23 protein-coding genes are annotated in these 21,754 nt (G+C 65.2%); 11 read left to right on the top strand and 12 right to left on the bottom strand.

Going from position 1 to position 21,754, the window contains the following annotated elements; genetic code table 11:
• Window positions 1-59: 59 nt before the first annotated feature.
• The 3 genes from DSHI_RS17660 to hslO are packed head-to-tail and all read right to left on the bottom strand — an operon-like array spanning window position 60 to window position 2,789.
• Window positions 60-1,208, bottom strand: a complete 1,149-nt coding sequence (locus DSHI_RS17660; protein ID WP_012180146.1) for a CCA tRNA nucleotidyltransferase — start codon at window positions 1,206-1,208, stop codon at window positions 60-62.
• Window positions 1,205-1,804 carry a CoA pyrophosphatase gene (locus DSHI_RS17655; RefSeq protein ID WP_012180145.1) on the bottom strand — a complete coding sequence of 200 codons (600 nt, stop codon included), beginning with the start codon at window positions 1,802-1,804 and terminating at the stop codon, window positions 1,205-1,207. The genes DSHI_RS17660 and DSHI_RS17655 overlap by 4 nt, the downstream gene beginning before the upstream one ends.
• Window positions 1,791-2,789 (bottom strand): Hsp33 family molecular chaperone HslO, encoded by a 999-nt coding sequence (gene hslO / locus DSHI_RS17650; protein WP_012180144.1) that lies wholly within the window; start codon window positions 2,787-2,789, stop codon window positions 1,791-1,793. The genes DSHI_RS17655 and hslO overlap by 14 nt, the downstream gene beginning before the upstream one ends.
• A gap of 99 nt (window positions 2,790-2,888) precedes the next feature.
• Here hslO and DSHI_RS17645 point away from each other — a divergent pair, with 99 nt between their 5' ends.
• A complete protein-coding gene (locus DSHI_RS17645; RefSeq protein WP_012180143.1) occupies window positions 2,889-3,341 on the top strand; it encodes an NUDIX hydrolase in 453 nt (150 codons plus the stop codon).
• A gap of 28 nt (window positions 3,342-3,369) precedes the next feature.
• On the opposite strand, the gene DSHI_RS17640 is transcribed toward DSHI_RS17645, so the two are convergent.
• Window positions 3,370-4,626, bottom strand: a complete 1,257-nt coding sequence (locus DSHI_RS17640; protein WP_245533028.1) for a PP2C family protein-serine/threonine phosphatase — start codon at window positions 4,624-4,626, stop codon at window positions 3,370-3,372.
• A gap of 167 nt (window positions 4,627-4,793) precedes the next feature.
• Between DSHI_RS17640 and DSHI_RS17635 the strand changes: the two genes are divergently transcribed.
• The gene (locus DSHI_RS17635; protein ID WP_012180141.1) at window positions 4,794-5,126 is read left to right on the top strand and encodes an Hpt domain-containing protein; all 333 of its coding nucleotides are present in this window, start codon (window positions 4,794-4,796) and stop codon (window positions 5,124-5,126) included.
• Between the two features lie 30 nt (window positions 5,127-5,156).
• On the opposite strand, the gene modC is transcribed toward DSHI_RS17635, so the two are convergent.
• Genes modC through DSHI_RS17615 form a run of 4 tightly spaced genes read right to left on the bottom strand, consistent with a single transcriptional unit; the run spans window position 5,157 to window position 8,025 of the window.
• Window positions 5,157-6,239: a molybdenum ABC transporter ATP-binding protein gene (gene modC / locus DSHI_RS17630; protein WP_012180140.1), complete on the bottom strand. Its 1,083-nt coding sequence runs from the start codon at window positions 6,237-6,239 to the stop codon at window positions 5,157-5,159.
• Window positions 6,236-6,934: a molybdate ABC transporter permease subunit gene (gene modB, locus DSHI_RS17625; RefSeq protein ID WP_012180139.1), complete on the bottom strand. Its 699-nt coding sequence runs from the start codon at window positions 6,932-6,934 to the stop codon at window positions 6,236-6,238. The genes modC and modB overlap by 4 nt, the downstream gene beginning before the upstream one ends.
• Complete coding sequence (gene modA / locus DSHI_RS17620; RefSeq protein ID WP_012180138.1) at window positions 6,927-7,679, bottom strand: molybdate ABC transporter substrate-binding protein; 753 nt, start codon at window positions 7,677-7,679, stop codon at window positions 6,927-6,929. Before modA ends, modB begins: the two co-directional genes overlap by 8 nt.
• Entirely contained in the window at window positions 7,672-8,025 is a 354-nt protein-coding gene (locus tag DSHI_RS17615) for a winged helix-turn-helix domain-containing protein (protein ID WP_012180137.1), read from the bottom strand. The genes modA and DSHI_RS17615 overlap by 8 nt, the downstream gene beginning before the upstream one ends.
• Window positions 8,026-8,181: 156 nt before the next feature.
• Between DSHI_RS17615 and pobA the strand changes: the two genes are divergently transcribed.
• The 5 genes from pobA to DSHI_RS17590 are packed head-to-tail and all read left to right on the top strand — an operon-like array spanning window position 8,182 to window position 11,947.
• Entirely contained in the window at window positions 8,182-9,351 is a 1,170-nt protein-coding gene (gene pobA / locus DSHI_RS17610) for a 4-hydroxybenzoate 3-monooxygenase (RefSeq protein WP_012180136.1), read from the top strand.
• Window positions 9,352-9,360: 9 nt separating this feature from the next.
• Window positions 9,361-9,747, top strand: coding sequence for a 4-carboxymuconolactone decarboxylase (gene pcaC, locus DSHI_RS17605; protein ID WP_012180135.1), 387 nt, complete (start codon window positions 9,361-9,363; stop codon window positions 9,745-9,747).
• Window positions 9,744-10,481: a protocatechuate 3,4-dioxygenase subunit beta gene (gene pcaH / locus DSHI_RS17600; RefSeq protein WP_012180134.1), complete on the top strand. Its 738-nt coding sequence runs from the start codon at window positions 9,744-9,746 to the stop codon at window positions 10,479-10,481. Before pcaC ends, pcaH begins: the two co-directional genes overlap by 4 nt.
• 2 nt (window positions 10,482-10,483) lie before the next feature.
• Window positions 10,484-11,098: a protocatechuate 3,4-dioxygenase subunit alpha gene (pcaG, locus tag DSHI_RS17595; RefSeq protein WP_012180133.1), complete on the top strand. Its 615-nt coding sequence runs from the start codon at window positions 10,484-10,486 to the stop codon at window positions 11,096-11,098.
• A 9-nt stretch (window positions 11,099-11,107) separates the two neighbouring features.
• Window positions 11,108-11,947, top strand: coding sequence for a 3-oxoadipate:acetyl-CoA acetyltransferase (locus DSHI_RS17590; protein WP_012180132.1), 840 nt, complete (start codon window positions 11,108-11,110; stop codon window positions 11,945-11,947).
• Here DSHI_RS17590 and DSHI_RS17585 read toward each other — a convergent pair.
• Window positions 11,944-12,990: a 3-carboxy-cis,cis-muconate cycloisomerase gene (locus DSHI_RS17585; RefSeq protein ID WP_012180131.1), complete on the bottom strand. Its 1,047-nt coding sequence runs from the start codon at window positions 12,988-12,990 to the stop codon at window positions 11,944-11,946. The genes DSHI_RS17590 and DSHI_RS17585 overlap by 4 nt on opposite strands.
• Window positions 12,990-14,231 (bottom strand): threonine ammonia-lyase IlvA, encoded by a 1,242-nt coding sequence (gene ilvA / locus DSHI_RS17580; protein ID WP_012180130.1) that lies wholly within the window; start codon window positions 14,229-14,231, stop codon window positions 12,990-12,992. The genes DSHI_RS17585 and ilvA overlap by 1 nt, the downstream gene beginning before the upstream one ends.
• Window positions 14,232-14,338: 107 nt before the next feature.
• On the opposite strand from ilvA, the gene DSHI_RS17575 reads away from it, so the two are divergent.
• The 3 genes from DSHI_RS17575 to DSHI_RS17565 all read left to right on the top strand — a co-directional run bounded on the left by DSHI_RS17575 (window position 14,339) and on the right by DSHI_RS17565 (window position 17,713).
• Window positions 14,339-15,559 (top strand): argininosuccinate synthase, encoded by a 1,221-nt coding sequence (locus tag DSHI_RS17575; RefSeq protein WP_012180129.1) that lies wholly within the window; start codon window positions 14,339-14,341, stop codon window positions 15,557-15,559.
• Between the two features lie 78 nt (window positions 15,560-15,637).
• Window positions 15,638-16,675, top strand: coding sequence for a YjgN family protein (locus tag DSHI_RS17570; protein ID WP_012180128.1), 1,038 nt, complete (start codon window positions 15,638-15,640; stop codon window positions 16,673-16,675).
• Between the two features lie 6 nt (window positions 16,676-16,681).
• The gene (locus DSHI_RS17565) at window positions 16,682-17,713 is read left to right on the top strand and encodes a M48 family metallopeptidase (protein ID WP_012180127.1); all 1,032 of its coding nucleotides are present in this window, start codon (window positions 16,682-16,684) and stop codon (window positions 17,711-17,713) included.
• On the opposite strand, the gene DSHI_RS17560 is transcribed toward DSHI_RS17565, so the two are convergent.
• Complete coding sequence (locus tag DSHI_RS17560; protein WP_012180126.1) at window positions 17,710-18,423, bottom strand: sulfotransferase-like domain-containing protein; 714 nt, start codon at window positions 18,421-18,423, stop codon at window positions 17,710-17,712. The two genes, DSHI_RS17565 and DSHI_RS17560, sit on opposite strands and share 4 nt — an antisense overlap.
• 208 nt (window positions 18,424-18,631) lie before the next feature.
• Here DSHI_RS17560 and msrA point away from each other — a divergent pair, with 208 nt between their 5' ends.
• Window positions 18,632-19,312 carry a peptide-methionine (S)-S-oxide reductase MsrA gene (gene msrA / locus DSHI_RS17555; RefSeq protein WP_012180125.1) on the top strand — a complete coding sequence of 227 codons (681 nt, stop codon included), beginning with the start codon at window positions 18,632-18,634 and terminating at the stop codon, window positions 19,310-19,312.
• 131 nt (window positions 19,313-19,443) lie between these two features.
• On the opposite strand, the gene DSHI_RS17550 is transcribed toward msrA, so the two are convergent.
• A complete protein-coding gene (locus DSHI_RS17550) occupies window positions 19,444-21,702 on the bottom strand; it encodes an NADP-dependent malic enzyme (RefSeq protein ID WP_012180124.1) in 2,259 nt (752 codons plus the stop codon).
• Between the last annotated feature and the right edge of the window lie 52 nt (window positions 21,703-21,754).

Genomic DNA, 21,754 nt, shown 5'->3' with positions numbered 1-21,754 from the left:
GGGGCAGTCCTTGGGCTGTCCCTGCAATATAGGGGCCGCGCGTGCAAAAGCCACCGGTGTCACAAGCGCGCGAGCAGGGCCTCCCGGTCGAGGCGGAAGTCCGACGCGCGCCAGGCCGCTTCGAGTATGCCCAGGGCCGCGCCGATGGCCGGGCCTTCGAGATCGGCGGGAAGATCGGCCGCCCGCACCGGGAAGGTCGCCGCGGCCCCCCGGGCGATGTCGGAGCGGGCATTCGGCGGGATCGGCTGGCCAAGGGATGCGGCGCGCAAGGCCAGCACCTCCGCCGCGGTCTCGGGCCCGAGCCGCTGGCCAAGGTGCAGCGCGGTATCATTGCCGCCGCTCTCGGACCGGAGCGTGGCGAGATGTCGGGCCTGTACCTTGGAGAGGCGCAGACCGCCCGCATCCCCGCCCAGCGCGGCAAGGCGGCGGAGGCCGTCGGGCGCAAGATCGAGCGTTGGTTCAAGATGAACGAGCGGTGCCAGCGCGGTATCGGCGGCCCCCGGCAACACCCGGGAGAGGATGCCGCTCTGGCCCATGGAGGCCACGGCCGGGGCCGGATCGGGGGCGGCCAGCAGCTTCAACAGTTCGGCGGTCACCCGCTCCGTCGACAGGGTTTGCAGGCCGTCGGCAAGGGCCGCGCAGGCCGTCAGCCCCTCGGCGTCGATCCCCTTGGCCGGGTCGCCATACCAGGCGGTGAAGCGGAAGAAGCGCAGGATCCGCAGGTAATCCTCGCGGATCCGGGCCTCGGGATCGTCGATGAAACGAACCTTCCGCGCCTCGAGATCCGGCAGCCCGCCCAAGGGGTCGACCACCTCCCCCGCCGCCGTGGCATAGAGCGCGTTCATGGTGAAATCGCGGCGTCGCGCATCCTCGGCCACGTCCTTGGCAAAGGCCACGGTGGCGCGGCGGCCATCGGTGGCGACATCGCGGCGGAAGGTGGTGACCTCGAACGGGGTCTTGTCGAGCACGAGGGTCAGGGTGCCATGGTCGATCCCGGTGGCCACGACCTTGATCCCTGCATCCTCGGCCAGGGTTTGCACCTGCTGCGGCAGGGCGGCGGTGGCGATGTCGAAATCGGTGACCGGCGCCCCGATCAGGGCGTTGCGCACGGTGCCGCCCACGAAATAGGCCGCGTGGCCCGCCCCGGTCAGCACGCCCAGCACGTGCTGCGCGCCCGGATGGGACAGTCGGCTGGCGAGAACGCTCATTGCAGCGCGTCGGCAAACCCCCGCAGGATCCGCGCGGTCGCCCCCCAGATGTAATAGGGACCGTAAGGCACCGTGTAGAAATGCCGCCACTTGCCCTGCCAGAGCCGACGTTCGACCCGGAACCGGGCCGGATCGGTGACATGGGAGAGAGGGACGCGGAACACCTCGGCCACCTCCCCGGCTTCGGGCACAAGCTCTACCGGGTCGGTCACAAGGCCCACATAGGGGTGCATGTTGAAGCTGGTCACGGTCTCATGGCAGGGCAACGCGCCGAGGATGCGCACGGCCTCCGGCGGCAGGGCGATCTCTTCCCAGGCTTCGCGCAGGGCCGCGGCGGTGGGGGAGGCATCGCTTTTCTCGACCTTGCCACCGGGAAAGGCGATCTGGCCCGGATGATGCTTCAGCCGCGACGACCGTTTGGTCAGTACCAGCTCCACGCCGTTCGGCCCCTCGATCAGCGGGACCAGCACCGCGGCCGGACGAAGCTTGCGCTCCTGGGTGAGCCGGAAATCCGGGTTCAGGTCGAAATCGGAGGAGCCGCCGCGCGGGGTGCGCAGGGCCAGATCGACCCGCCGGACAAGATCATCCAGAGGCATCTGGTCCCTCCACCGCCTCGAACCCGAGAGTTTCCGGACGGAATTCGTAATGGGCGCCGCAGAATTGGCAATCGGCGGTGACGATACCCTCGTCCGTGGTCATGTGGCCGATATCCTTGGCGGAATAGATCGACAGGCTTTGCCGCACCCGCGCCTCGGAACAGGTGCAGCCGAACTGCACCGGCAGGGCTTCGTAGACCCGCGGCCCTTCCTCGTGAAAGAGCCGCACGAGCAGCTCGGCGGGGGACACGTGGGGGCCGATCAGCTCCATCTCCTCGACAGTGTCGAGCAGCACATTGGCCCGGGTCCAGTCCTCGTTCTCCGCCCCGTCGAGCAGATCGCCATGGTGCAGCAGGCCTTCTTCCCCGCTGCCTTCGCGCGCGGCCTCGGCGGCGGATTTGGGCATGTGTTGCAACATCACGCCCCCGGCGCGCCAATGCTCGTCCTCGCCCGGCGCGGCACTGCGCCCGAAGGAAAGCGAGAACCGGGTGGGCAGTTGCTCCGACTGGGCGAAATAGGTCTCGGCACAGGCCGAGAGGCTGCCCCCGGCGATCGGCGTGATGCCCTGGTACGGCTCCATATCCTTGCCCTGGTCGATCAGGATGGCGAAATAGCCCTTGCCGATGGCGGCAAAGCCGTCGGTTTCGCGGGCGAGCCGGTCGGCGTCATAGCTGGCATAGGCGCGAATGCGGGCCGGCGCGCCGGGCTCGGCCGGAGCGTAGAAGTCGGTCGCGATCAGGCGCGCCGGGCCGTCGCCGCGGATCTGCAAAGAGAGCTTCCAGCGCAGCTTGATGGATTGGCCGATCAGGGCCGTCAGCACCGCGGCCTCGGCCACCATGGCCTCGATCATCGGGGGATAGTCATGCTGCGCCAGAACGGCGTCGAGCGTGCCGTCGAGCCGTGCCACCCGACCCCGGATATCGGGACGGTCGAGCTGGAACGGCAGGACGGTATCATCCCAGGCGAGTTTTGACGCAAGTGTCATGGAGGGGCCTTCCTTGGGCAGTGCGCGGCTGGCATAGGGGTCAATATAGAGAGGGCCGGTGTGAGGTCCAAGTGCAGGGACACGAGGCTGGAGGCGGGTATGATCAGGCGGTATGGCGAAGCGGTGCGCGCGGGGCAAGCCTACAGGCGGCGGCCGGGGGCCTATGCGCTGCTGGTGCGGGGCGACCAGGTGCTGACCACGGTGCAGTTCGGGCAGGAGACGGAAATCCAGCTGCCCGGCGGCGGGATAGACCCGGGCGAGGCGCCGCTGCCAGCGTTGCATCGCGAGGTTCTGGAAGAGACCGGCTGGACCATGCGACTGGAACGGAAGCTGGGGGTGTTCCGGCGGTTCACCTTCATGCCCGAATACCGGATCTGGGCAGAGAAGCTGTGCCATATCTATCTTGGGCGGCCCGGCTTGCGGGTGGGCCCGCCACTGGAGGAAAACCACCTGCCGCTCTGGCTACCGATCTCTGAGGCGGCGCAGGAACTGGCAAGCGCGGGCGACCGGGCGACCGTCGCGGCCTATGGCCGAAGCGTCGGGCGGATCTGAAGCGGTATGCCGGGGTCGGATGCTCGGCTCAGCCCCTGCCGAAATCGAGCACCAAGGCGGAGATGTCATCTCCGAAATCAGTGCTCTGCGCGAACCGCTCCAGGTCGCGCGGCAGGATGTCCATCAAGGCCGGGCCGTCGAGATCCCGGTGCTGCGCGAACCAGGCGGCCAGGCCTTCGTCATCGAGCATGTTTCCCGCCGGATCGGTGCATTCGGTGAACCCGTCGGAGACAAGCAGCACCCGGTCGCCCGGCGCGAGCGTCGCGGTGAAGCTGGTATAGTCGGCGGCATCCAGCAGACCGATCGGCAGGCCCCCTTCACCCAGAAGATCGGACCCCGCCCCGTTGCGCAGCAAGTGCCCGTGGGGATGACCGGCCTGCACCATGCGCAACACACCGGTATCGATGTTCAGGATGCCCAGCATGATCGTGAAGTAATGCTCGGTCTCCATCTCTTCGAGGAGCAAACGGTTGAGGTCAGCGGCCACGGCACCGGGGTCGCGCCCCACCGGTTGGCCCGCCCCGTCAGCCTCGATCGCGATGTTCTTGCCGGGCATGGACCCCGAAAGCACCCCGGCAAGGCGCGCGGTCATCAGTGCCGAACTGACCCCGTGGCCGGAGACATCGAGGGAATAGAGGCCCACCTCAAAATCGTTGATCGGGAAGAACCCCACGAGGTCACCCCCCACGTGACCGCTGGACTTAAGCATCAGGGCAAGATCGGCCCGTCCGAACGTGCCCGTCTTGTCCCGCACCAGCGACTGCTGCAGCTTCTTGGCCTCGATCAGATCACTGTCGAGCGCATGATAGAGCGTCTTCAGCTCCGCGAGGGTTTCGGAGATCAGGTGGTTCTTCGTGGTCAGTTCCCGTTCCATCCGCATGACCCGCTCACCAGCCGTGATTCGCGCCATGAGTTCGACCGCATGAACCGGTTTGGACAGGAAATCGTCGGCCCCGGCATCGAAGCCCTGCGCGATCTCATCCTTCTCCGACTTGGTGGTGAGCAAGATGATGTAGACGTAGTGCTCCGACTCGACAGCGCGGAGTTTGCGACACAGGTCCGGACCGGACAGGCCGGGCATCATCCAGTCGCTTATCACGATATCGATATGATTCTGGCTGAATATCTCGAAACCGTGATTGCCATCCTCGGCCTCGAAGACATCGTAGCCTTTCTTCTTCAGGGCCATCGACAGGATGCGCCGCTGCAATCGGCTGTCATCCACCACGAGAACCTGCAACCGGCGCCCTGCGCTGGTCTCCGGCGGGTGGGTTGGGCTTTGCACGTTGGGAATCATACAGTCTCGCTCACTACGCTTGGCCAAGCTCTAGAGCCTCGCGCTTAACAGAGCGTGAAATCTAAAATGCCGCTCAAAATCCCTGTCCCGGTCAGGAAACCTTAACGGGATAGGCCTAACCAGAAGATGTATTTGGCGGTGCATGAGGTGATGACATGATCGACTGGGCAAGAGTGCGCGAGTTGCAGGACGAAATCGGCGCCGATGACTTCGGCGAAATCGTCGAGGTTTTCATGGAAGAGGTGGAGGCCGCGATCGGGGCGCTGCCGGATGCGGACAAGGGGTCGGAACTGGAAGAGTTGATGCATCTGATCAAGGGCTGTGCCTGGAACCTTGGCTTTCGCGAACTCGGCAAGCTCTGCGCGGCGGGCGAGGCGGCCGCCGAAGCCGGAAATGGCGGGTCCGTGGATATCGATGCCGTCATGCAAGCTTTCGAAGCAGCGCAGAAGGTCTTCACCGAAGGCTTGCAGGAGCAGCGGGTGGCCTGATCCGGGGGCGCAGCAGGCTCGTGCCCTCGCCTACCCGATATCCTGCTTGGCCACGGATACCGTTTTGAGAACCGCATAGCAGCTCTGCCCAACCGCGAGCCCCATGCGGTTTGCCGACCGACGGGTCACGCGACTGAGGACCAGGTCGGTCCCGATCCGCAGTTGCACCAGAACCCCCGGGCCGTCGCCCTGACGCAGCTTTTCAATCCGGGCGGGAAAGATGTTCAGGGCCGACAGGCCCGTGGGCGCCTCGGTGGCCAGCAACACGTCCTTTGCCTCGATCCGCACGCGCAGGTCGGCCCCAACCGGATCCCTTTGCAGCGGCAGGTACAGGGTGCCGCCGCTGAAGGCCAAGGCGGTGACACCATCTTCCGCGTGTTCGCGGACAATACCCGAAAGCAAGGCGCCGGCCTCCCGGATGCCCAGCGCGGGTGCCACATCCGGATCGGCCAGAACCGCTTGCGCGGGACCGCTGCGCAGCACCCGGCCCGCCTCCAGCGCGACCACGGTGGTGGCGATGCGGGCGACCTCCGGCACGGAATGGCTGACATAGAGGATGGGCGTGTCGGTCTCGTCGCGCAGCCGCTGGATATAGGGCAGGATCTCGGCCTTGCGGGCGCTGTCCAGCGCAGCAAGAGGTTCGTCCATCAACAGCAGCTCCGGCTCGGACAGGAGCGCCCGCCCGATCGCCACCCTCTGCTTTTCCCCGCCCGAAAGCGCGCCCGGCTGCCGGTCCAGCAGGGGACCGATGCCCAGCAATTCGACAATCCGGTCGATCGGATCTGACCCTGCCCGCCCCTTGGCGAACCACCGCCCGTAGCACAGGTTCTGCCGCACCGTCAGGTGGGGAAAAAGGCGCCCTTCCTGGAAAACATAGCCAAGCCGCCGCCGATGCGTCGGCACGCAGATGCGCCGCTCCGCATCGAACAGGAGCCTGTCCGCGACCCGGATCGTGCCGGCATCGGGGCGCAACAACCCGGCGACTGCGTTCACCACGGATGTCTTGCCCGAGCCCGATTTTCCGAACAGGGCGGTGATTCCGGGCGGCGCGTCGAAGGCCACGTCGAGCGCGAAGCCCGGGAAGCCGTGATTGATGCGCACCGAGAGCGTCATTGACCCGCGATCCGTCTCGCCACCGCCCGCGAGACGACCTCGGACAACAAGAGCGCAGCCATGGCAATGGCGACCGAAACGAGGACGAGGCGCAGCGCGGTGCTTTCTTCGCCCGGCACCTGCAGGAAGGCATAGATGGCGGACGGCACGGTCTGGGTCTGGCCGGGAATGTTCGAGACGAAGGTGATCGTGGCGCCGAACTCCCCCATCGCCTTGGCGAAGGCGAGGATCGCACCCACGAGAATCCCCGGCAGGATCAGGGGCAAGGTGATCGTGGCGAACACCCAGGCGCGGGGGGCGCCCAGGGTGGCAGCGGCCTGTTCGAGCTTGGGGTCCACTGCGTCGATGGCGAGCCGGATCGCGCGGACCATGAGCGGGAAAGCCATGACCGCCGCGGCCAGCGCCGCCCCGGTCCAGCGAAAGGCGAGAACGAAGCCGAAAGTTTCTTCGAGAAAGCTGCCCACCGGCCCGCGTCGTCCGAAGGCGAGCAGCAGAAGATACCCCGTGACCACCGGCGGAAGGATCAGCGGCAGGTGGACAAGCCCGTTGAGCAACTGTCGCCCCGGAAAATTCCAGCGGGACAGCGCGTAGGCGACGAAAATGCCCAGCGGAAGGCTGAGCAGCGTCGCCCAGAACGACACTTGCAAGGACAGGGCCACGGCGGCCCAGGCCTCCGGGCCGAGCCAGTCAGTCATGGATGACAAACCCGTGGGACCGGAATACCGAAGCGGCCTCGGGCGATTGCAGGAAAGACAGGAAGGCGGCAGCCTCGGGCCGCGCCTCGACGGTGAGCGCGGCGGGATAGGTGATGGTCGGATGGCTCTCGGCGGGAAACCGGCCGAGCACATGCACGCGCGGCTCGGCCTGTGCATCGCTGGCGTACACGATGCCGAGGGGCGCTTCGCCGCTGGCGACCAGGGCGAGCGCGGTGCGGGCATTGTCGGTCTGCGCAACATGGTCGGCGACCGTGTCCCAGACACCGAGGTTCGTCAGCGCCGCCTTGCCATAGATCCCCACGGGCACCGCAGAGACCAGCGCCATGGCGAGAAAGTCATCGCCCAGACGCTCGGCCAGGGGAAAACCGGGCGCCGGGTCCAGTGGCGGGGCCGCTTGGGATCCGATCAGGACCAGCGTGTTTCCCAGGAGCGCCACGCGGCTTCCCGCCCGCAGAAGGTCGCGCGCGGCGAGCCAGTCCATCCAGTCGGCGCTGGCAAGCAGGACCAGATCCGCCGGTGCGCCCTGATCCACTTGCCGGGCGATGGTGGAGCTGGCCGCGAAGGTCAGGGTCGCGGCATGCCCGGTCTCGTCGCGCCAGTCGGCGGCGATTTCTTCCAGGGCGGTTTTCAGGCTGGCGGCGGCGAAGACCGACACGTCGCGTGCACTGACGGGCTGGGCCCAGAGCAAGGCGGCCGCACAGAGCCCCTGCCAGAGCCTAGTCATCGTGGGCCCCCTTGCGCAGCGCCTCGATCGCGGCGATCTGCGGCGCGCCGGCCGTCGCGGCGGCGGCTTCGAGTTGCCGGTAATGGGTCAGCACGGCGGTCCCCGCCTCGGTCAGCTGCGCCCCCCCGCCCTTGGCGCCCCCGCGGGCACTGCTGACAAGGGGTTCGGCAAAAGTGTCATTCATCTGCTCGACCAAGGCCCAGGCGCGGGTATAGCTCATCTTCATGGCGCGGCCCGCGGCGGAGATGGACCCGGTGGCCCCGATATGCTCCAGCAGATCGGCCTTGCCCGGACCGAGCCGGGCGCCTTCTTCGAATTGCAGCCGCAAGCGCAGGCGGGGTGACATGGGGCGGTCCATCCTGATCCGATTGCCGGATACTAGGGGCGATATAGTCCGCGGGCAATAACGAAACCACGCGCCCAGAGCGCGGAATTCTCCGTTTTACTTGACGGGGGCCTGCGCCTACGGTTCCGGCCGAGGCGACTTATCGGGAGGAGGCGCATGCGGACCCAGGTTGCGATCATCGGCGGCGGGCCTTCGGGGCTGTTGCTGTCGCAGCTATTGCACAGACGCGGGATCGACACGGTCGTGCTGGAGCGTCAGAGCCGCGCCCATGTGCTCGGCCGCATCCGCGCTGGCGTGTTGGAACGCGGACTCGTGGACCTGATGATCGAGGCCGGGGTCGGGGATCGGGTGCAACGCGAGGGCATTCCCCATGACGGCACGGTGATCTCCCATGGCGACGAGATGTTTCGCATCGACTTCACCGCGCTGACCGGTCAGCCGGTGACGGTCTATGGTCAGACCGAGGTGACCCGTGACCTCTATACCGCGCGGGAGGCGGCGGGCGGAATCCTCCTGCACGGGGTCGAGGGCGTGGAGATCCAAGGGGCAGATACCGATACACCATCCGTCAGCTACACCTTGGACGGGCAGCGGCAGCACCTTTCCTGCGATTTCGTGGCAGGCTGTGACGGGTTCCACGGAATCAGCCGCAAGACCATCCCCGAAACCGCACGGCGGGAGTTCGAGAAGGTCTATCCTTTCGGTTGGCTCGGGGTTCTGTCCGAAACCCCGCCCGTCCATGAAGAGCTGATTTACGCCAATTCCGAGCGTGGCTTTGCGCTCTGTTCGATGCGGAACGCCAATCTCAGCCGGTACTACATCCAGTGTCGCCTCGACGACCGGCCCGAGGACTGGAGCGACAGCGCCTTCTGGGACGAATTGCGCCGCCGCATCCCGAAACCCCAGGCAGAGAGCCTGATCACCGGGCCTTCCATCGAGAAATCCATCGCACCGCTGCGCAGCTTCGTGACCGAGCCGATGCGCTGGGGTCGCCTGTTCCTGTGTGGCGACGCCGCCCATATCGTACCGCCAACCGGGGCGAAGGGGCTCAACACCGCCGCCTCGGACGTGCATTACCTTTATAACGGCCTGCGCCAGTTCTACGAGGACGGGGATAGCGAGGGGATCAACAGGTATTCCGAGAAGGCGCTGGCACGGGTCTGGAAAACCGAGCGGTTCAGCTGGTGGTTCAGCAAGCTGATGCATCGCTTCCCCGACCAGTCGGAGTTCGAGCACAAGATCCAGCTTGCAGAGATCGACTTCTTGCGCAGCAATACGGCCGCCCAGACCGCCATGGCGCAGAACTATGTCGGATTGCCTTATTGAGAGACGGATATGAGCGACAAGTCACGCTACGAGATCGGGATGGAAGTGCGGCGCGCAGTGCTGGGTGATGCCCATGTGGACCGGGCCGAAGCGGCGAAGAATCCGTTGGATGCGCCGTTCCAGTCGCTGATCACCGAGGCCGCCTGGGGCACCGTCTGGGCCTCCGACGCGATCAGCCGGCGCGAACGCTCCATGCTGACGCTTGCGCTGCTGGCCGCCACCGGGAATTTCGACGAGATTCCGATGCATGTCCGGGCCTGCGTCAATACCGGGGCCAGCAAGACCGACGTGATGGAGGTGTTCCAACACGTGGCGATCTATGCCGGGGTGCCGCGGGCCAATCACGCGATCAAACTTGCCAAGGCCACCTTTGCCGAGATGGAGGCAAGGTCATGACAGATGCACCGAAACCCGGCGGGTACTTCCCGCGCGACCGGGGCTGGCATCCGCCCGCGCTCAGCCCCGCGTACAAGACCACGGTGAAACGGGCGCCCAGCTTGGCGCCCCTGTCTTTCCCCACCAGCCTCGGCGAAGAGACCGGTCCGGTATTCGGGCATGAGACGCTCGGCCCGCTCGACGGCGATCTGATCCACAACTTCGCGGGTCTTGAGAATCCCGCCATCGGGCCGCGCATCGTGGTTCATGGCCGGGTGCTGGACGAGCGCGCGCGCCCGGTGCCTGGGGCGCTGATCGAGATCTGGCAGGCCAATGCAGGCGGACGCTACCGCCACCGGAACGAAAGCTACCTCGCCCCGTTGGACCCGCATTTCGGCGGATGTGGGCGCGTGATTTCGCGCGAGGATGGGTCCTACGAGTTTCGGACGGTGATGCCCGGACCCTACCCTTGGCCCAATGGTATGAACGACTGGCGCCCGGCCCATATCCATCTGTCGATCTTCGGGCCCGCATTCGCCCAGCGGCTGGTGACACAGATGTATTTCGAGGGCGATCCGCTGATCTGGCTGTGCCCGATCGTGGGTGCCATTCCCTCGCGGGCAGCGATCGAGAGCCTGATCGCGCCGGTCGACAGCGCCCGGAACATCCCCATGGACGCGCGCGCCTACAAGTTCGACATCGTGCTGCGCGGGCGACGCCAGACCATGTTCGAAAACCGGAAGGACGGGATGTGACCATGGTGCAAGCCCTCTCATATCTGAAGGAAACCCCGTCCCAGACCGCAGGCCCATATGTGCATATCGGCTGCACCCCGAACCATGCCGGGCTGACCGGGTTTTATGATACTGATCCCGGCGCAGTGCTGAAAACAGGCTCTGTCAAAGGGCAAGAGATCACTTTGCGGGGCACGATCTTCGACGGGGCGGGCGCGCCGCTGCGTGATGCGATGGTCGAGATCTGGCAGGCCGACGCGGCAGGTCGCTTCGCCTCTGGCGACCCGCGCGGCGGGGCCGATCCGCATTTCACCGGCTGGGGGCGCTGCGCTTGCGATGCCGATACCGGAGAGTTTGGCTTCGAGACCGTCAAACCGGGGCGCGTGCCCTTCATCGACGGGCGGTTGCAGGCACCCCATATCAGCCTGTGGATCGTGGCCCGAGGGATCAACCTCGGGCTGCAGACCCGAGCCTATTTCGCCGATGAGGTGACTGCCAATACCGAAGACCCGATCCTGAGCCGGATCGAGCATCGCCACCGCATCCCCACCCTGCTGGTCCTGCCCGAAGCTTCGGGCGTTTACCGGTTCGACATCCACCTGCAAGGGGATCGCGAGACGATCTTCTTCGACTTCTGAGAGGCTGCCATGACCGGCAAACCCTGCATCATCTGCGTCGCCATCACTGGCTCCGTCGCCACGAAATCCGCCAACCCCGCGGTGCCGATTACCGTGGCCGAACAGGTCGAGAGCACGCACGAAGCCTTCGAGGCGGGCGCCAGCATCTGCCACGCCCATGTGCGCAACGACGATGAAACGCCGTCCAGTGACCCGGAGAAATTCGCGCGTCTGCAGGAAGGGCTGCAGAAGCACTGCCCGGGCATGATCATTCAGTTCTCCACCGGCGGTCGGTCCGGCGCTGGGCGGGAACGGGGCGGGATGCTGCCCCTGCGCCCGGACATGGCGTCGCTGACAGTGGGGTCGAACAACTTCCCCACGCGGGTCTACGAGAACCCGCCCGACCTGGTGGACTGGCTGGCGTCGGAAATGCGGGCCCATGAGGTGATCCCAGAAATCGAAGCCTTCGATCTGAGCCATATTCACCATGCGGCCCTGATGCATCGGGACGGGCGGTTGGCGACCCGTCCCTATATCCAGTTCGTGATGGGGGTGAAGAACGCGATGCCGGTGGATCGCGAGACATTCGATTTCTATCGCGCGACAGTGGAGCGGCTCTTGCCCGGGGCGGAGTGGTGCGGGGCGGCAATCGGGGCGAGCCAGATCGTCATGAACGAATGGTGCGTGGCCGAAGGTGGGCATGCGCGTACGGGGCTCGAAGACAACGTGCGGCTGGACCGCGAGACCCTGGCGCCGTCCAATGCGGCACTGGTGCGGCGGGTGGTCGAGTTGTGTAATCAGTACGAGCGCCCGGTGGCCGACCCGGCGCAAGCGCGCGAGATCCTGGGGCTGCGACCCGTGGCGGCTTAAACAGGCTTTTTCCCAAGGGTTTCGATACTGTCAAGCAGGGCCGCCGCATGGCGCAAGGCCGCGCCGGTGGCCTCGCATATCTGCGGCAGGATCATCCATTCCAGCGCCCACGCTGCGCCGGAGCGTTCCTGTTCATGCACCATAGCCTGATGCAGGCCGCCGATCTGCACCGCGTTGAACCGCGCAAGGGTGACAAGGGTTTCCGCGGCAATCGGGTTCTGCTTGTGTGGCATGGCAGAACTGGTCCCACCGCCGGAGAGCCGCGCATCGTCCAATCCCTGCTGGGACATGAGCGCGATATCCTGCCCCATCTTGCCGAGGCTTCCGGTCACCAGCGCGAGCCAGGTGCCGTAGCCCACAACGCCGTCCCTTGTGCTGTGCCAGACCGGGCCCGGCGGCGGCAGATCGAGTGCCTTGGCCAGCCTTTCGGCAATGGCTGCCATCTGGGGGGACCGTTGCCCCACCGGGCCGCCGAACTGCAACTGTTCGACCCCGGCGCGCGCCTCCGGAAATCGGTCCCGGGCACGTAGGAGCGGTGTCTGCCAAGCCTCCAGCCGTGTTGCGACCGGGATCGGCAGGGCGGCCTGCATCCGGGTGCGGCCCATCAGGGTCCGCGCACCTTGGGCCGCTTGCAGTCCGTCCAGCGCGACGATCACCCGATCAAGCCGCGCTGCCAGCACCTCGCTCAGCCTGCGCAAGCTCAGCGCGAGGCTCGTGTCCATCAGGTCCTGCGACGTGGCGTCGAGATGCACCGCCGCAGCATCCACGCCCAGCGCCGCTTCCAACGCCGCGACATAGGCCGGCACGGGCACACCGTCTTGCGTTACGCGATCCGAGATAGCGTCGGGCGCGATCTCGAACTTCGCAATTCGGGCTGCGATGCGGGCGGCATCTTTCACCCGCCCCACCGCACCTTGGGCCTCGGTCAGAGCCATTTCGTAGTGCCGAAAATGCGCGAACATCGTCTCTGCCGAGAACAGCGCCGCGATCTCTGGGTCGGCAAAAAGCCCGTCAAAGAGCCTGTTTTGGCCCCCAGCCGCCATCAGATGAGGAACTCCGCCAAGAGCGCATCTTCGGTGATATCGCGGAACGGAAAGCCCGCTGCATCGAGCCGGGCGAAGAGTTGCTCGAAAGCGCCGGCATCCTTGGTTTCGATCCCGATCAGGACCGATCCGAAGTTGCGTGCGGATTTCTTCAGGTACTCGAACCGGGCGATGTCATCGTCGGGTCCGAGAAAACCCAGGAATTCCTTCAGCGCGCCGGGACGCTGGGGCAGGCGCAAGATGAAGTATTTCTTCAGCCCCGCATAGCGCAGGCTGCGCTCCTTCACCTCGGGCAGGCGCTCGAAATCGAAATTTCCACCGGAGGTGACGCAGACCACGCGCTTGCCCGTGATGCTGTCGCGCAGAGTGTCGAGGACATCGACCGCCAGCGCCCCGGCGGGTTCCAGAACGATGCCTTCCACGTTCAGCATTTCGAGCATAGTGTGGCAGATCCGGTCCTCGGGCGCACCGAGCACGTGATCGGGCGGCACGTCGCGCAAGATCTCGAACGGGCGGGCGCCGATCCGCGCGACCGCAGCCCCGTCCACGAAGTTGTCGACCTTGGACAGGGTCTGCGGCGCGCCGGTTTCAAGGGCCTTTGCAAGGCTGCGCGCCCCGCAAGGTTCCACCAGGCGCAGATCGACCTGCACGCCGCATACCTCGAAATAACGCTTCATGCCCGAGGATAGCCCCCCGCCCCCAACGGGCAGGATCACCATGTCCGGGGGGCCCTCCAGCTGCTCCAGCAGCTCGACCGCGACGGTCGATTGGCCCTCAATCACATCTGCATCATCGAAGGGCGACAGGAAGGTCGCGCTCGCCTCGGTACAGTAACGTTGCGCCGCCGCCAGCGTGTCGTCGAAATAGTCGCCCACCAGTTCGATATCGATGGCCGTCCCACCGAAGATACGTGTCTTGTCGATCTTCTGGCGCGGAGTCGTCACGGGCATGAAGATCACCCCATGCACCCCGAAATGCTGGCAGGCATAGGCCACGCCCTGGGCGTGATTGCCGGCACTGGCGCAGGCGAATTGCGTCTGACCCTCCGCCACCCGTTTCGAGATCGCGTTGAACGCACCACGGATCTTGTAGGACCGCACGGGCGACAGATCCTCGCGCTTGAGCCAGATCTCCGCCCCGTACCGCTCGGACAGGTGGATGTTCATCTGCAACGGGGTTGCGGGGAACAGGGGGCGCATCGCGCTGGCCGCCCGGTGGGCATTATCGGCAAATTCGGTCATGGGCCGACAGTTTCAGCATCCGACACCGCGCGCAAGCCGGGGTCCGCTTGCCCTGCCCCGCAAAAGCCGCTATCCGCCCGGGCGAACCAGCCCAAGGAGCCCCGCCAATGTCCGCGCCCAAGAAAGTCGTTCTCGCCTATTCCGGTGGTCTGGATACGTCGATCATCCTCAAGTGGCTGCAGACGGAATATGACTGCGAGGTGGTGACCTTCACCGCCGATCTGGGCCAGGGCGAAGAGCTCGAGCCCGCACGCGCCAAGGCCGAAATGATGGGCGCATCGGCGATCTATATCGAAGACCTGCGCGAGGAGTTCGTGCGCGATTTTGTCTTTCCGATGTTCCGGGCGAACGCAGTCTACGAGGGGCTTTACCTTCTGGGCACGTCCATCGCGCGGCCGCTGATCTCAAAGCGGCTGGTGGAGATTGCCGAGGCGGAAGGTGCCGATGCCGTGGCCCATGGCGCGACCGGCAAGGGCAACGACCAGGTCCGGTTCGAGCTGGCCGCCTATGCCCTGAACCCCGACATCAAGGTGATCGCGCCCTGGCGGGAATGGGACCTGTCGAGCCGCACCAAGCTGATCGACTTCGCCGAGAAGCACCAGATCCCGATCGCGAAAGACAAGCGGGGAGAAGCGCCGTTTTCGGTGGATGCGAACCTGTTGCACACCTCTTCAGAGGGCAAGGTTCTGGAGGATCCGGCGGAGGACGCGCCCGACTACGTCTATCAGCGCACGGTGAATCCCGAGGATGCACCGAATACGCCGGAATACATCGAGGTCGGGTTCGAGCGCGGCGACGCGGTGTCGATCAACGGCGAAGCGATGTCCCCGGCAACGGTTCTGACCAAGCTGAACGAGCTGGGTGGGGCGCACGGGATCGGGCGTCTCGACCTTGTAGAGGGTCGGTTTGTCGGCATGAAGTCCCGGGGCATCTATGAGACGCCGGGGGGCACGATCCTGCTGGAGGCCCATCGCGGGATCGAGCAGATCACGCTCGACCGGGGGGCTGCGCACCTCAAGGACGAGCTGATGCCGCGCTACGCGGAGCTGATCTATAACGGCTTCTGGTTCTCGCCGGAGCGGGAGATGCTGCAGGCCGCCATCGATGCGAGCCAGGCGCATGTGACCGGCACCGTGCGGCTGAAGCTCTACAAGGGATCCGTGCGCACCGTGGGTCGCTGGTCGGATCACAGCCTCTATTCCGAGGCCCACGTGACCTTCGAGGACGACGCAGGCGCCTACGACCAGAAAGACGCGGCGGGTTTCATCCAGCTCAACGCCCTGCGCCTGAAACTGCTGGCCGCGCGCAACAAGCGTCTCGGGAAATAACGTCGCGGTCCGCCTGCGCGCCTTGGTATCGCCGCTTTCACCAGACTAGGCTCGTCTCGGACGTTCGAGAGGCATGAGATGAGCGAACAGGTTGAGTTCAAGGGCGATACCGGCGAGTGGTTCGGGATCTGGATCGTCAACATCGTCCTGACGATCCTGACCATCGGGATCTACTCGGCCTGGGCCAAGGTCCGGACCAAGCAATATTTTTATCGCAACACGATCATTGGCGGGCGCAGCTTCGACTACCACGCCACAGGTTTGCAAATCCTGATCGGGCGAGTCATCGTGATCGTCGGGCTGATCGCCTATTCGTTGCTTGCCGCGATCCCGGTGCTCGCGATCCTGCTGCCCCTCGGGTTTCTGGCGCTCTTTCCGTTCCTGATGTACCGCTCCTTTCGCTTCAACGCGCGGGTCAGCAGCTGGTCCGGCGTGCGGTTCAACTTCGCGGGCACCTATGGCGGGGCGTTCAAGGCCTATTTGCTGGCGCCGTTCCTGACGGCGCTCACCGCCTATCTCGCCTGGCCTTTCGCTGAACGTGCCCAGCGGCGCTATGTCGTCAACGGGCATCGGCTAGGGCGGACGCCGTTTACCTTTGACGCGCCCATCGGGCCCTTTTACAGAGCCTTTTTCGCCGCCATCGGCTGGTTCTTCGCGGTGCTGATCTGCGGCGCGCTGCTCAGCAGCATGATCCCGGACGCCCTGCCGAGACCGCAGAACATGACCGCGCAGGACATGCGGATCCTGGCCCTGGTTCTGTCCATCCTACCCTTCGCGGTCTTCGGCTTTTTCACCGCCTTGGTGCTGTTCCGGGCCATGGTCCGCAATATCGTCTACAACGCGGTCTTACTGGACCGGAAGCACCGCTTCGTGTCCACCGTGTCACCCTTGCAGGTGCTGTGGATCGCGGTAACCAATGGCGTGGCGGTGATATTGACGCTCGGGCTGGCCCTGCCCTGGGCGCAGATCCGGCTGGCGCGCTACTTCGCGGCGGAAACCCGGTTCGTTCCCGACGGCTCCCTCGACAACTTCATCGCCCATTTCGAGCAGGAGAAGGGTGCCTTCGGCGATGCCTTCACCGATATCGAAGGGCTCGATTTCGGGATCAACCTCTAGGAGCCCATGGCGCATCCGGAACAGGTCATCCTCGGTACCGCGGTCAGCGGTGGCACCTCTCTCCAGGTCGCGGCGCGTCTTCTGGTGCGCGGGGATATGGCCAAGTTAATCGCGGTGGAGACCGGTGGAACCATGGCCGAGGCCCGGCTGGACGCGGTGAGGTTCGATCCGCCGCTGGGGTCGCTGCCACGCAAGCTGCGCTTCCCGGACGGTGCCGAGTTCGAAACGGGGGACCGCGAGGCGATTGCCGCGTTGGAGCCGCGCGGCTTCTGGACCCGGCTGCACGGATGGGAACGGCTGCATCCGCGCCTGATCCTGTTCGTGGTTGGCGGATTCGCGGGCGGCTGGCTGGTCTATTCCGTGGCCCTCACCGCACTGGTTGCCATGGCTGTCGCCCTGACACCGGAGCCCCTCGTGCGGGCGATGGATCGCAGTACCCTCTCCGCCCTCGACCGCGTCATTGCCTCCGAAACAGCGCTGAGTACAGCAGATCAAGCCGAGGCTCGCGCGATTTTCGAGGACCTGCGCGCGGTTCTGCCGGACCGCGACCTCGCGGAAGCCGTGAGCCTGGAGTTTCGGGCGCTCCGGGGTTTGGGACCGAATGCGCTGGCCCTGCCCGGGGGCACCGTGGTGTTGTCGGATGCCTTGGTTAAGCAGTTCGATGCTGATGTCGTCGCCTCGGTGCTCGGCCATGAGATCGCCCATGTGATGGAGGAACACTCCCTCAAGCGGCTCTATCGGTCGCTGGGCATCTACGTGATGGTCGCCCTGATCGCCGGGGAAACCGGGCCTTTGCTCGAGGATCTTCTGCTGGAGGGGAATGTGCTGCTGTCGCTGTCCTACTCCCGCGGGCAGGAGGCGGAGGCGGATCAGATCGGCCTGCGGCTCGCCGACGCCGCAGGGTATGATCCGACCGGGTTGAAGGTATTTTTTGAAACGCTCGCGGCCGAGGTCGGAGACGGCGGTGGCTGGCTGTCCACCCATCCGGGCAATGACGACCGCATCGAGGCAATCGATGCCTATCTGGAGGCGCGCTAGGCCTTGGGCAGAACCAGCTTGCGGGCCTGCATCTCGGAATAGGTCTCCATCGCGGCCTTATAGAGGGACTGATATCCGTCCGGGACATCCGGCAAGGGGCCTTCGGGGCCAGCGAACCCGGTGGAGCGATGCACAGCCCCGTACCAATGCCGGGCCCAGACCCCGTCTTCCGGCCGACCGCCCGCCGACCATCGCAGCATGCCGGGATCGAAAGGCAACGCGATCTCCGCACAGAGCAGTCCCAGCATTCCGGCAGGGTCGGCCCGAATATCCGCACTGTCCACGACCAGCCCGCCGAGCCGGTCGAACAACGCGGCCTGCTGCGGAAAACCGATATCGGCGAGCGTCATTTCCTCTCGCTTCGCACCGTAACTGGCGATCACACGGGCGGGATGGCGGATCAGGTGGATATTCACGCAAGGCTCCGCCCAATCCAGAGGAAAATCCGGCAACATGTGGTGCGGCATGTGTTTCATGTAGAAATGCGCCTTGCCCCCCGGGATCGGCCCGCAGCACCGGGCCGCGACCCTTTCCGGATCGGCTTCGTGCGCCGCAACGATCTCGGCCGCCATGGGATGGTCCGCACCGGTGCGGTCAAGATAAGCGGCATAAAACGGCTCGTCCCAGACCGCGCAATCACCCCGCGCGCCGAAGCTGTACATCATGGCCGTCGACAGGTTGCGCGGCCCACTCCACATGGCGATCCGCATCAAGACGCCTCGAATTTCCCGAGGATCACCACCTCGTCACATGCCTGCATTGAAACAACTCCCCTCTCGTTTCGGAGTTTTCGTGTCCTGGTCAGCGCTATCCTGAAACAATCGCGCGCGCCCTGTCACCAAGCCGTGACCTCACGGGCCGGTGATTTGAGTGTGGCGAAAGATGCGGGGCAGTCTGGGTACGTTACAGGAGGATATCATGACCCGCTCCCCATCTTTCTTTCCCGGTCTGGCCCGGATGAAACCGGTACTTCTCGCGGTGACCATTCTGCTCGGAATTGCGGTGGAATGCCAGCAGGCCAAGGCTGCTGGCACGGAAAAAGTCGTCGTCGCCGGCGGCTGCTTCTGGTGCGTCGAGAGCGATTTCGAAGGCGTGCCGGGGGTGATTGAGGCGGTATCGGGCTTTGCGGGTGGCACCACGCCCAACCCCGAATACAAAGAGGTCACCAAGGGCGGGACAGGTCACTTGGAGGTGGTGGAGATCGAGTTCGACCCGCGCAAGATTTCCACGCGGGAAATCTATGACCTGTTTCTGCGGTCGATCGATCCGCTCGATGCAGGAGGTCAGTTCTGCGATCGCGGCGAGAGTTATACCACCGCGATCTTCGCCACCGACGCCCAGCGCGCAGATGCTTTGGCCGCCGTTGCCCAAGCCGAGGCGGATCTGGGGCGCAGCATCGTGACACCGGTGCGGAAGTCTGCACCGTTTTATGAAGCGGACGCCTATCATCAGGATTTCTACAAGTCGACGACCCGGGTGCTGACCCGGTTCGGACCCAAGACCAAGGCCGAGGCCTACAAGCGGTATCGCACGAGCTGCGGGCGCGATGCGCGGGTCAAAGCTGTCTGGGGTGCCGCTGCACCCTTCGCCGGGAGCTGAGCGCAGCCAAGGCGCTTCGAAGCGCCTTGCCACCGAAGGCGCACGGACGCCACGAACAGGGTTGCCGCACGTGACGAGGTTTTTCGAAGGTCCCGGTCGGGGCCTTTCAAGGCTCTTCGAAGGGCCTTGGCTCAGCCCACACGGCAGGCCGCAAGCACCGCCATGTTGAGAATATCGTTGGCCGTGGATGTCGCGGAGCACAGCTGTATCGGTTTGCCGACACCCGACAGGATCGGGCCGATCACCGTGGCATCACCCAGCTGCTGCATCAGCTTGACCGAGATCGAGGCCGAGTGCCGGGCCGGAACGACGAGCACATTCGCCGGGCCCGACAAGCGACAGAACGGGTATTGCGCCATGATCTCCGGGTCGAGCGCCACATCCACGGTCATCTCGCCATCATACTCGAAATCGACCCCGCGCGCATCGAGCACCCGGGGCGCCCTGTGCATCTTGGTCGCCCGTTCCGACACCGGATAGCCGAAGGTCGAGAAGCTCACGAAGGCGACGCGCGGCTCCAGCCCCAGGGACCGCGCGGTCCCCGCCGCCCTGGTCGCGATATCCGCGAGGTCCTCTTCATCGGGCCATTCATGGACCAGCGTGTCCGCAATCAAAACGATCCGGCCCTTCACCAGCAGGGCTGTCACCCCGACCGCGCCATCCTCCGCACCGGCATCGAACACCGTATTGATCAGCCCCAGCACATGGGCCGACTTTCGCGTCGCCCCGGTCACGAGGCCATCTCCATGACCATGGGCCAGCATCAGGGCCGAGAACGCGTGCCGGTCGCGCGCCGCAAGCCGATGGATGTCGGAGGTATCGTACCCTTTGCGCTGCAACCGCCCGTAGAGGAACTCCTTGTAGGTCTCCAAGTGCCGCGTGTTCCCGGCATTGACGATCTCCAGCTCGCGGAAGGCGTCGCCGATCCCCGCCGCTTCCAACCGTGTCTTCACATCGTCCTGACGCCCCACCACCAGTGCCTTTCCCAACCCGGACCGCTGATAGGTCACGGCGGCCCGCAGCACGCGAATGTCGTCCCCTTCGGCGAAGATCATGCGCGCCTGGGTGCCCTTGGCCCGGGCGAACATGCCTTGCAGCATCGAGGCGGTCGGATCCATCCGCGCCCGCAGGGATTGCTCGTAGCCGTCCATGTCCACGATGGGTCGCCGCGCCACGCCCGTATCCATCCCCGCCTTGGCCACCGCGAGCGGGACCGTATGGATCAGACGCGGATCGAAGGGCGTGGGAATGATGTAGTCGCGGCCAAAGCTCAGCTTGCGGCCATAGGCCAGCGCCACCTCGTCCGGAACGTCCTCGCGCGCGAGATCGGCCAGCGCCTCGGCGCAGGCGATCTTCATCTCGTCATTGATCGCACGGGCCCGGATATCCAGCGCCCCGCGAAAGAGATAGGGAAAACCCAGCACGTTGTTGACCTGGTTGGGGTAGTCGGACCGCCCGGTGGCGACGATCGCATCGGGCCGGATCGCGTGCGCCTCTTCCGGCGTGATCTCGGGGTCGGGATTGGCCATGGCGAAGATAACCGGGTCGTCGGCCATCGATTCCAGCATCGCTTGCGTCACCGCACCCTTGACAGAGACACCGAGGAACACGTCCGCGCCTTTCATGGCGTCGTCGAGTGTGCGCATCTCGGTCTTGACTGCATGGGCCGATTTCCACTGGTTCATGCCCTCGGTCCGGCCCTGGAAGATCACCCCCTTGGTATCACAGACGATGCAGTTCTGCGGCTTGGCCCCCATGGCCTTGATCAACTCGATGCAGGCGATGCCTGCCGCCCCGGCCCCGTTCAACACGATCTTGCAGTCCTCGATCGCCTTGCCGGTCAGCCGCAGCGCATTCAAAAGCCCCGCCGCCGTGATTACAGCGGTCCCGTGCTGGTCATCATGAAACACCGGGATGTCGAGCTGTTCCTTCAGCGTCTGTTCAATTATGAAACATTCGGGCGCCTTGATGTCTTCGAGATTGACACCCCCGAAGGTCGGCGCCATCAGCTTCACCGCCTGGATGATCGCATCCGGGTCCTCGGTATCGAGCTCGATGTCGATGGAATTGACGTCGGCGAACCGTTTGAAGAGAACCGATTTGCCTTCCATCACGGGCTTGGAGGCAAGTGCGCCGAGGTTTCCCAGGCCCAGAACGGCCGATCCGTTGGTGATCACCGCCACCAGGTTCCCCTTGGTCGTGTAATCATATGCCGTCTCGGGGTTTTCCGCGATGGCCTCGCAGGGCACCGCGACACCGGGCGAGTAAGCAAGGCTGAGATCCCGCTGGGTGCTCATGGGCGTCGAGGCCGACACCTCGAGCTTGCCCGGCGTTGGCTCCAGATGATAGGCCAGCGCCTCTTCGCGGGTGATCTTGTTATTGCCGGACATGCGTGCTCCTCCCAAACGGTCTTGAGGTTGTAGCGGGGTTGAGAAAGCGTCT

Origin of the sequence: Dinoroseobacter shibae DFL 12 = DSM 16493 (genome assembly GCF_000018145.1) — a bacterium.
In the GTDB taxonomy this organism is placed as follows: domain Bacteria; phylum Pseudomonadota; class Alphaproteobacteria; order Rhodobacterales; family Rhodobacteraceae; genus Dinoroseobacter; species Dinoroseobacter shibae.
Note: the sequence above shows the minus strand (reverse complement) of the source record. Positions and strands in the feature narration are given on the sequence as shown.

Bases quoted from the DNA above. Each gene is read 5' to 3' on its own strand.
- DSHI_RS17660 (WP_012180146.1), bottom strand. From the start codon at position 1,208: ATGAGCGTTCTCGCCAGCCGACTGTCCCATCCGGGCGCGCAGCACGTG.
- DSHI_RS17655 (WP_012180145.1), bottom strand. From the start codon at position 1,804: ATGCCTCTGGATGATCTTGTCCGGCGGGTCGATCTGGCCCTGCGCACC.
- hslO (WP_012180144.1), bottom strand. From the start codon at position 2,789: ATGACACTTGCGTCAAAACTCGCCTGGGATGATACCGTCCTGCCGTTC.
- DSHI_RS17645 (WP_012180143.1), top strand. From the start codon at position 2,889: ATGATCAGGCGGTATGGCGAAGCGGTGCGCGCGGGGCAAGCCTACAGG.
- DSHI_RS17635 (WP_012180141.1), top strand. From the start codon at position 4,794: ATGATCGACTGGGCAAGAGTGCGCGAGTTGCAGGACGAAATCGGCGCC.
- modC (WP_012180140.1), bottom strand. From the start codon at position 6,239: ATGACGCTCTCGGTGCGCATCAATCACGGCTTCCCGGGCTTCGCGCTC.
- modB (WP_012180139.1), bottom strand. From the start codon at position 6,934: ATGACTGACTGGCTCGGCCCGGAGGCCTGGGCCGCCGTGGCCCTGTCC.
- modA (WP_012180138.1), bottom strand. From the start codon at position 7,679: ATGACTAGGCTCTGGCAGGGGCTCTGTGCGGCCGCCTTGCTCTGGGCC.
- DSHI_RS17615 (WP_012180137.1), bottom strand. From the start codon at position 8,025: ATGTCACCCCGCCTGCGCTTGCGGCTGCAATTCGAAGAAGGCGCCCGG.
- pobA (WP_012180136.1), top strand. From the start codon at position 8,182: ATGCGGACCCAGGTTGCGATCATCGGCGGCGGGCCTTCGGGGCTGTTG.
- pcaC (WP_012180135.1), top strand. From the start codon at position 9,361: ATGAGCGACAAGTCACGCTACGAGATCGGGATGGAAGTGCGGCGCGCA.
- pcaH (WP_012180134.1), top strand. From the start codon at position 9,744: ATGACAGATGCACCGAAACCCGGCGGGTACTTCCCGCGCGACCGGGGC.
- pcaG (WP_012180133.1), top strand. From the start codon at position 10,484: ATGGTGCAAGCCCTCTCATATCTGAAGGAAACCCCGTCCCAGACCGCA.
- DSHI_RS17590 (WP_012180132.1), top strand. From the start codon at position 11,108: ATGACCGGCAAACCCTGCATCATCTGCGTCGCCATCACTGGCTCCGTC.
- DSHI_RS17585 (WP_012180131.1), bottom strand. From the start codon at position 12,990: ATGGCGGCTGGGGGCCAAAACAGGCTCTTTGACGGGCTTTTTGCCGAC.
- ilvA (WP_012180130.1), bottom strand. From the start codon at position 14,231: ATGACCGAATTTGCCGATAATGCCCACCGGGCGGCCAGCGCGATGCGC.
- DSHI_RS17575 (WP_012180129.1), top strand. From the start codon at position 14,339: ATGTCCGCGCCCAAGAAAGTCGTTCTCGCCTATTCCGGTGGTCTGGAT.
- DSHI_RS17570 (WP_012180128.1), top strand. From the start codon at position 15,638: ATGAGCGAACAGGTTGAGTTCAAGGGCGATACCGGCGAGTGGTTCGGG.
- DSHI_RS17565 (WP_012180127.1), top strand. From the start codon at position 16,682: ATGGCGCATCCGGAACAGGTCATCCTCGGTACCGCGGTCAGCGGTGGC.
- DSHI_RS17560 (WP_012180126.1), bottom strand. From the start codon at position 18,423: ATGCGGATCGCCATGTGGAGTGGGCCGCGCAACCTGTCGACGGCCATG.
- msrA (WP_012180125.1), top strand. From the start codon at position 18,632: ATGACCCGCTCCCCATCTTTCTTTCCCGGTCTGGCCCGGATGAAACCG.
- DSHI_RS17550 (WP_012180124.1), bottom strand. From the start codon at position 21,702: ATGTCCGGCAATAACAAGATCACCCGCGAAGAGGCGCTGGCCTATCAT.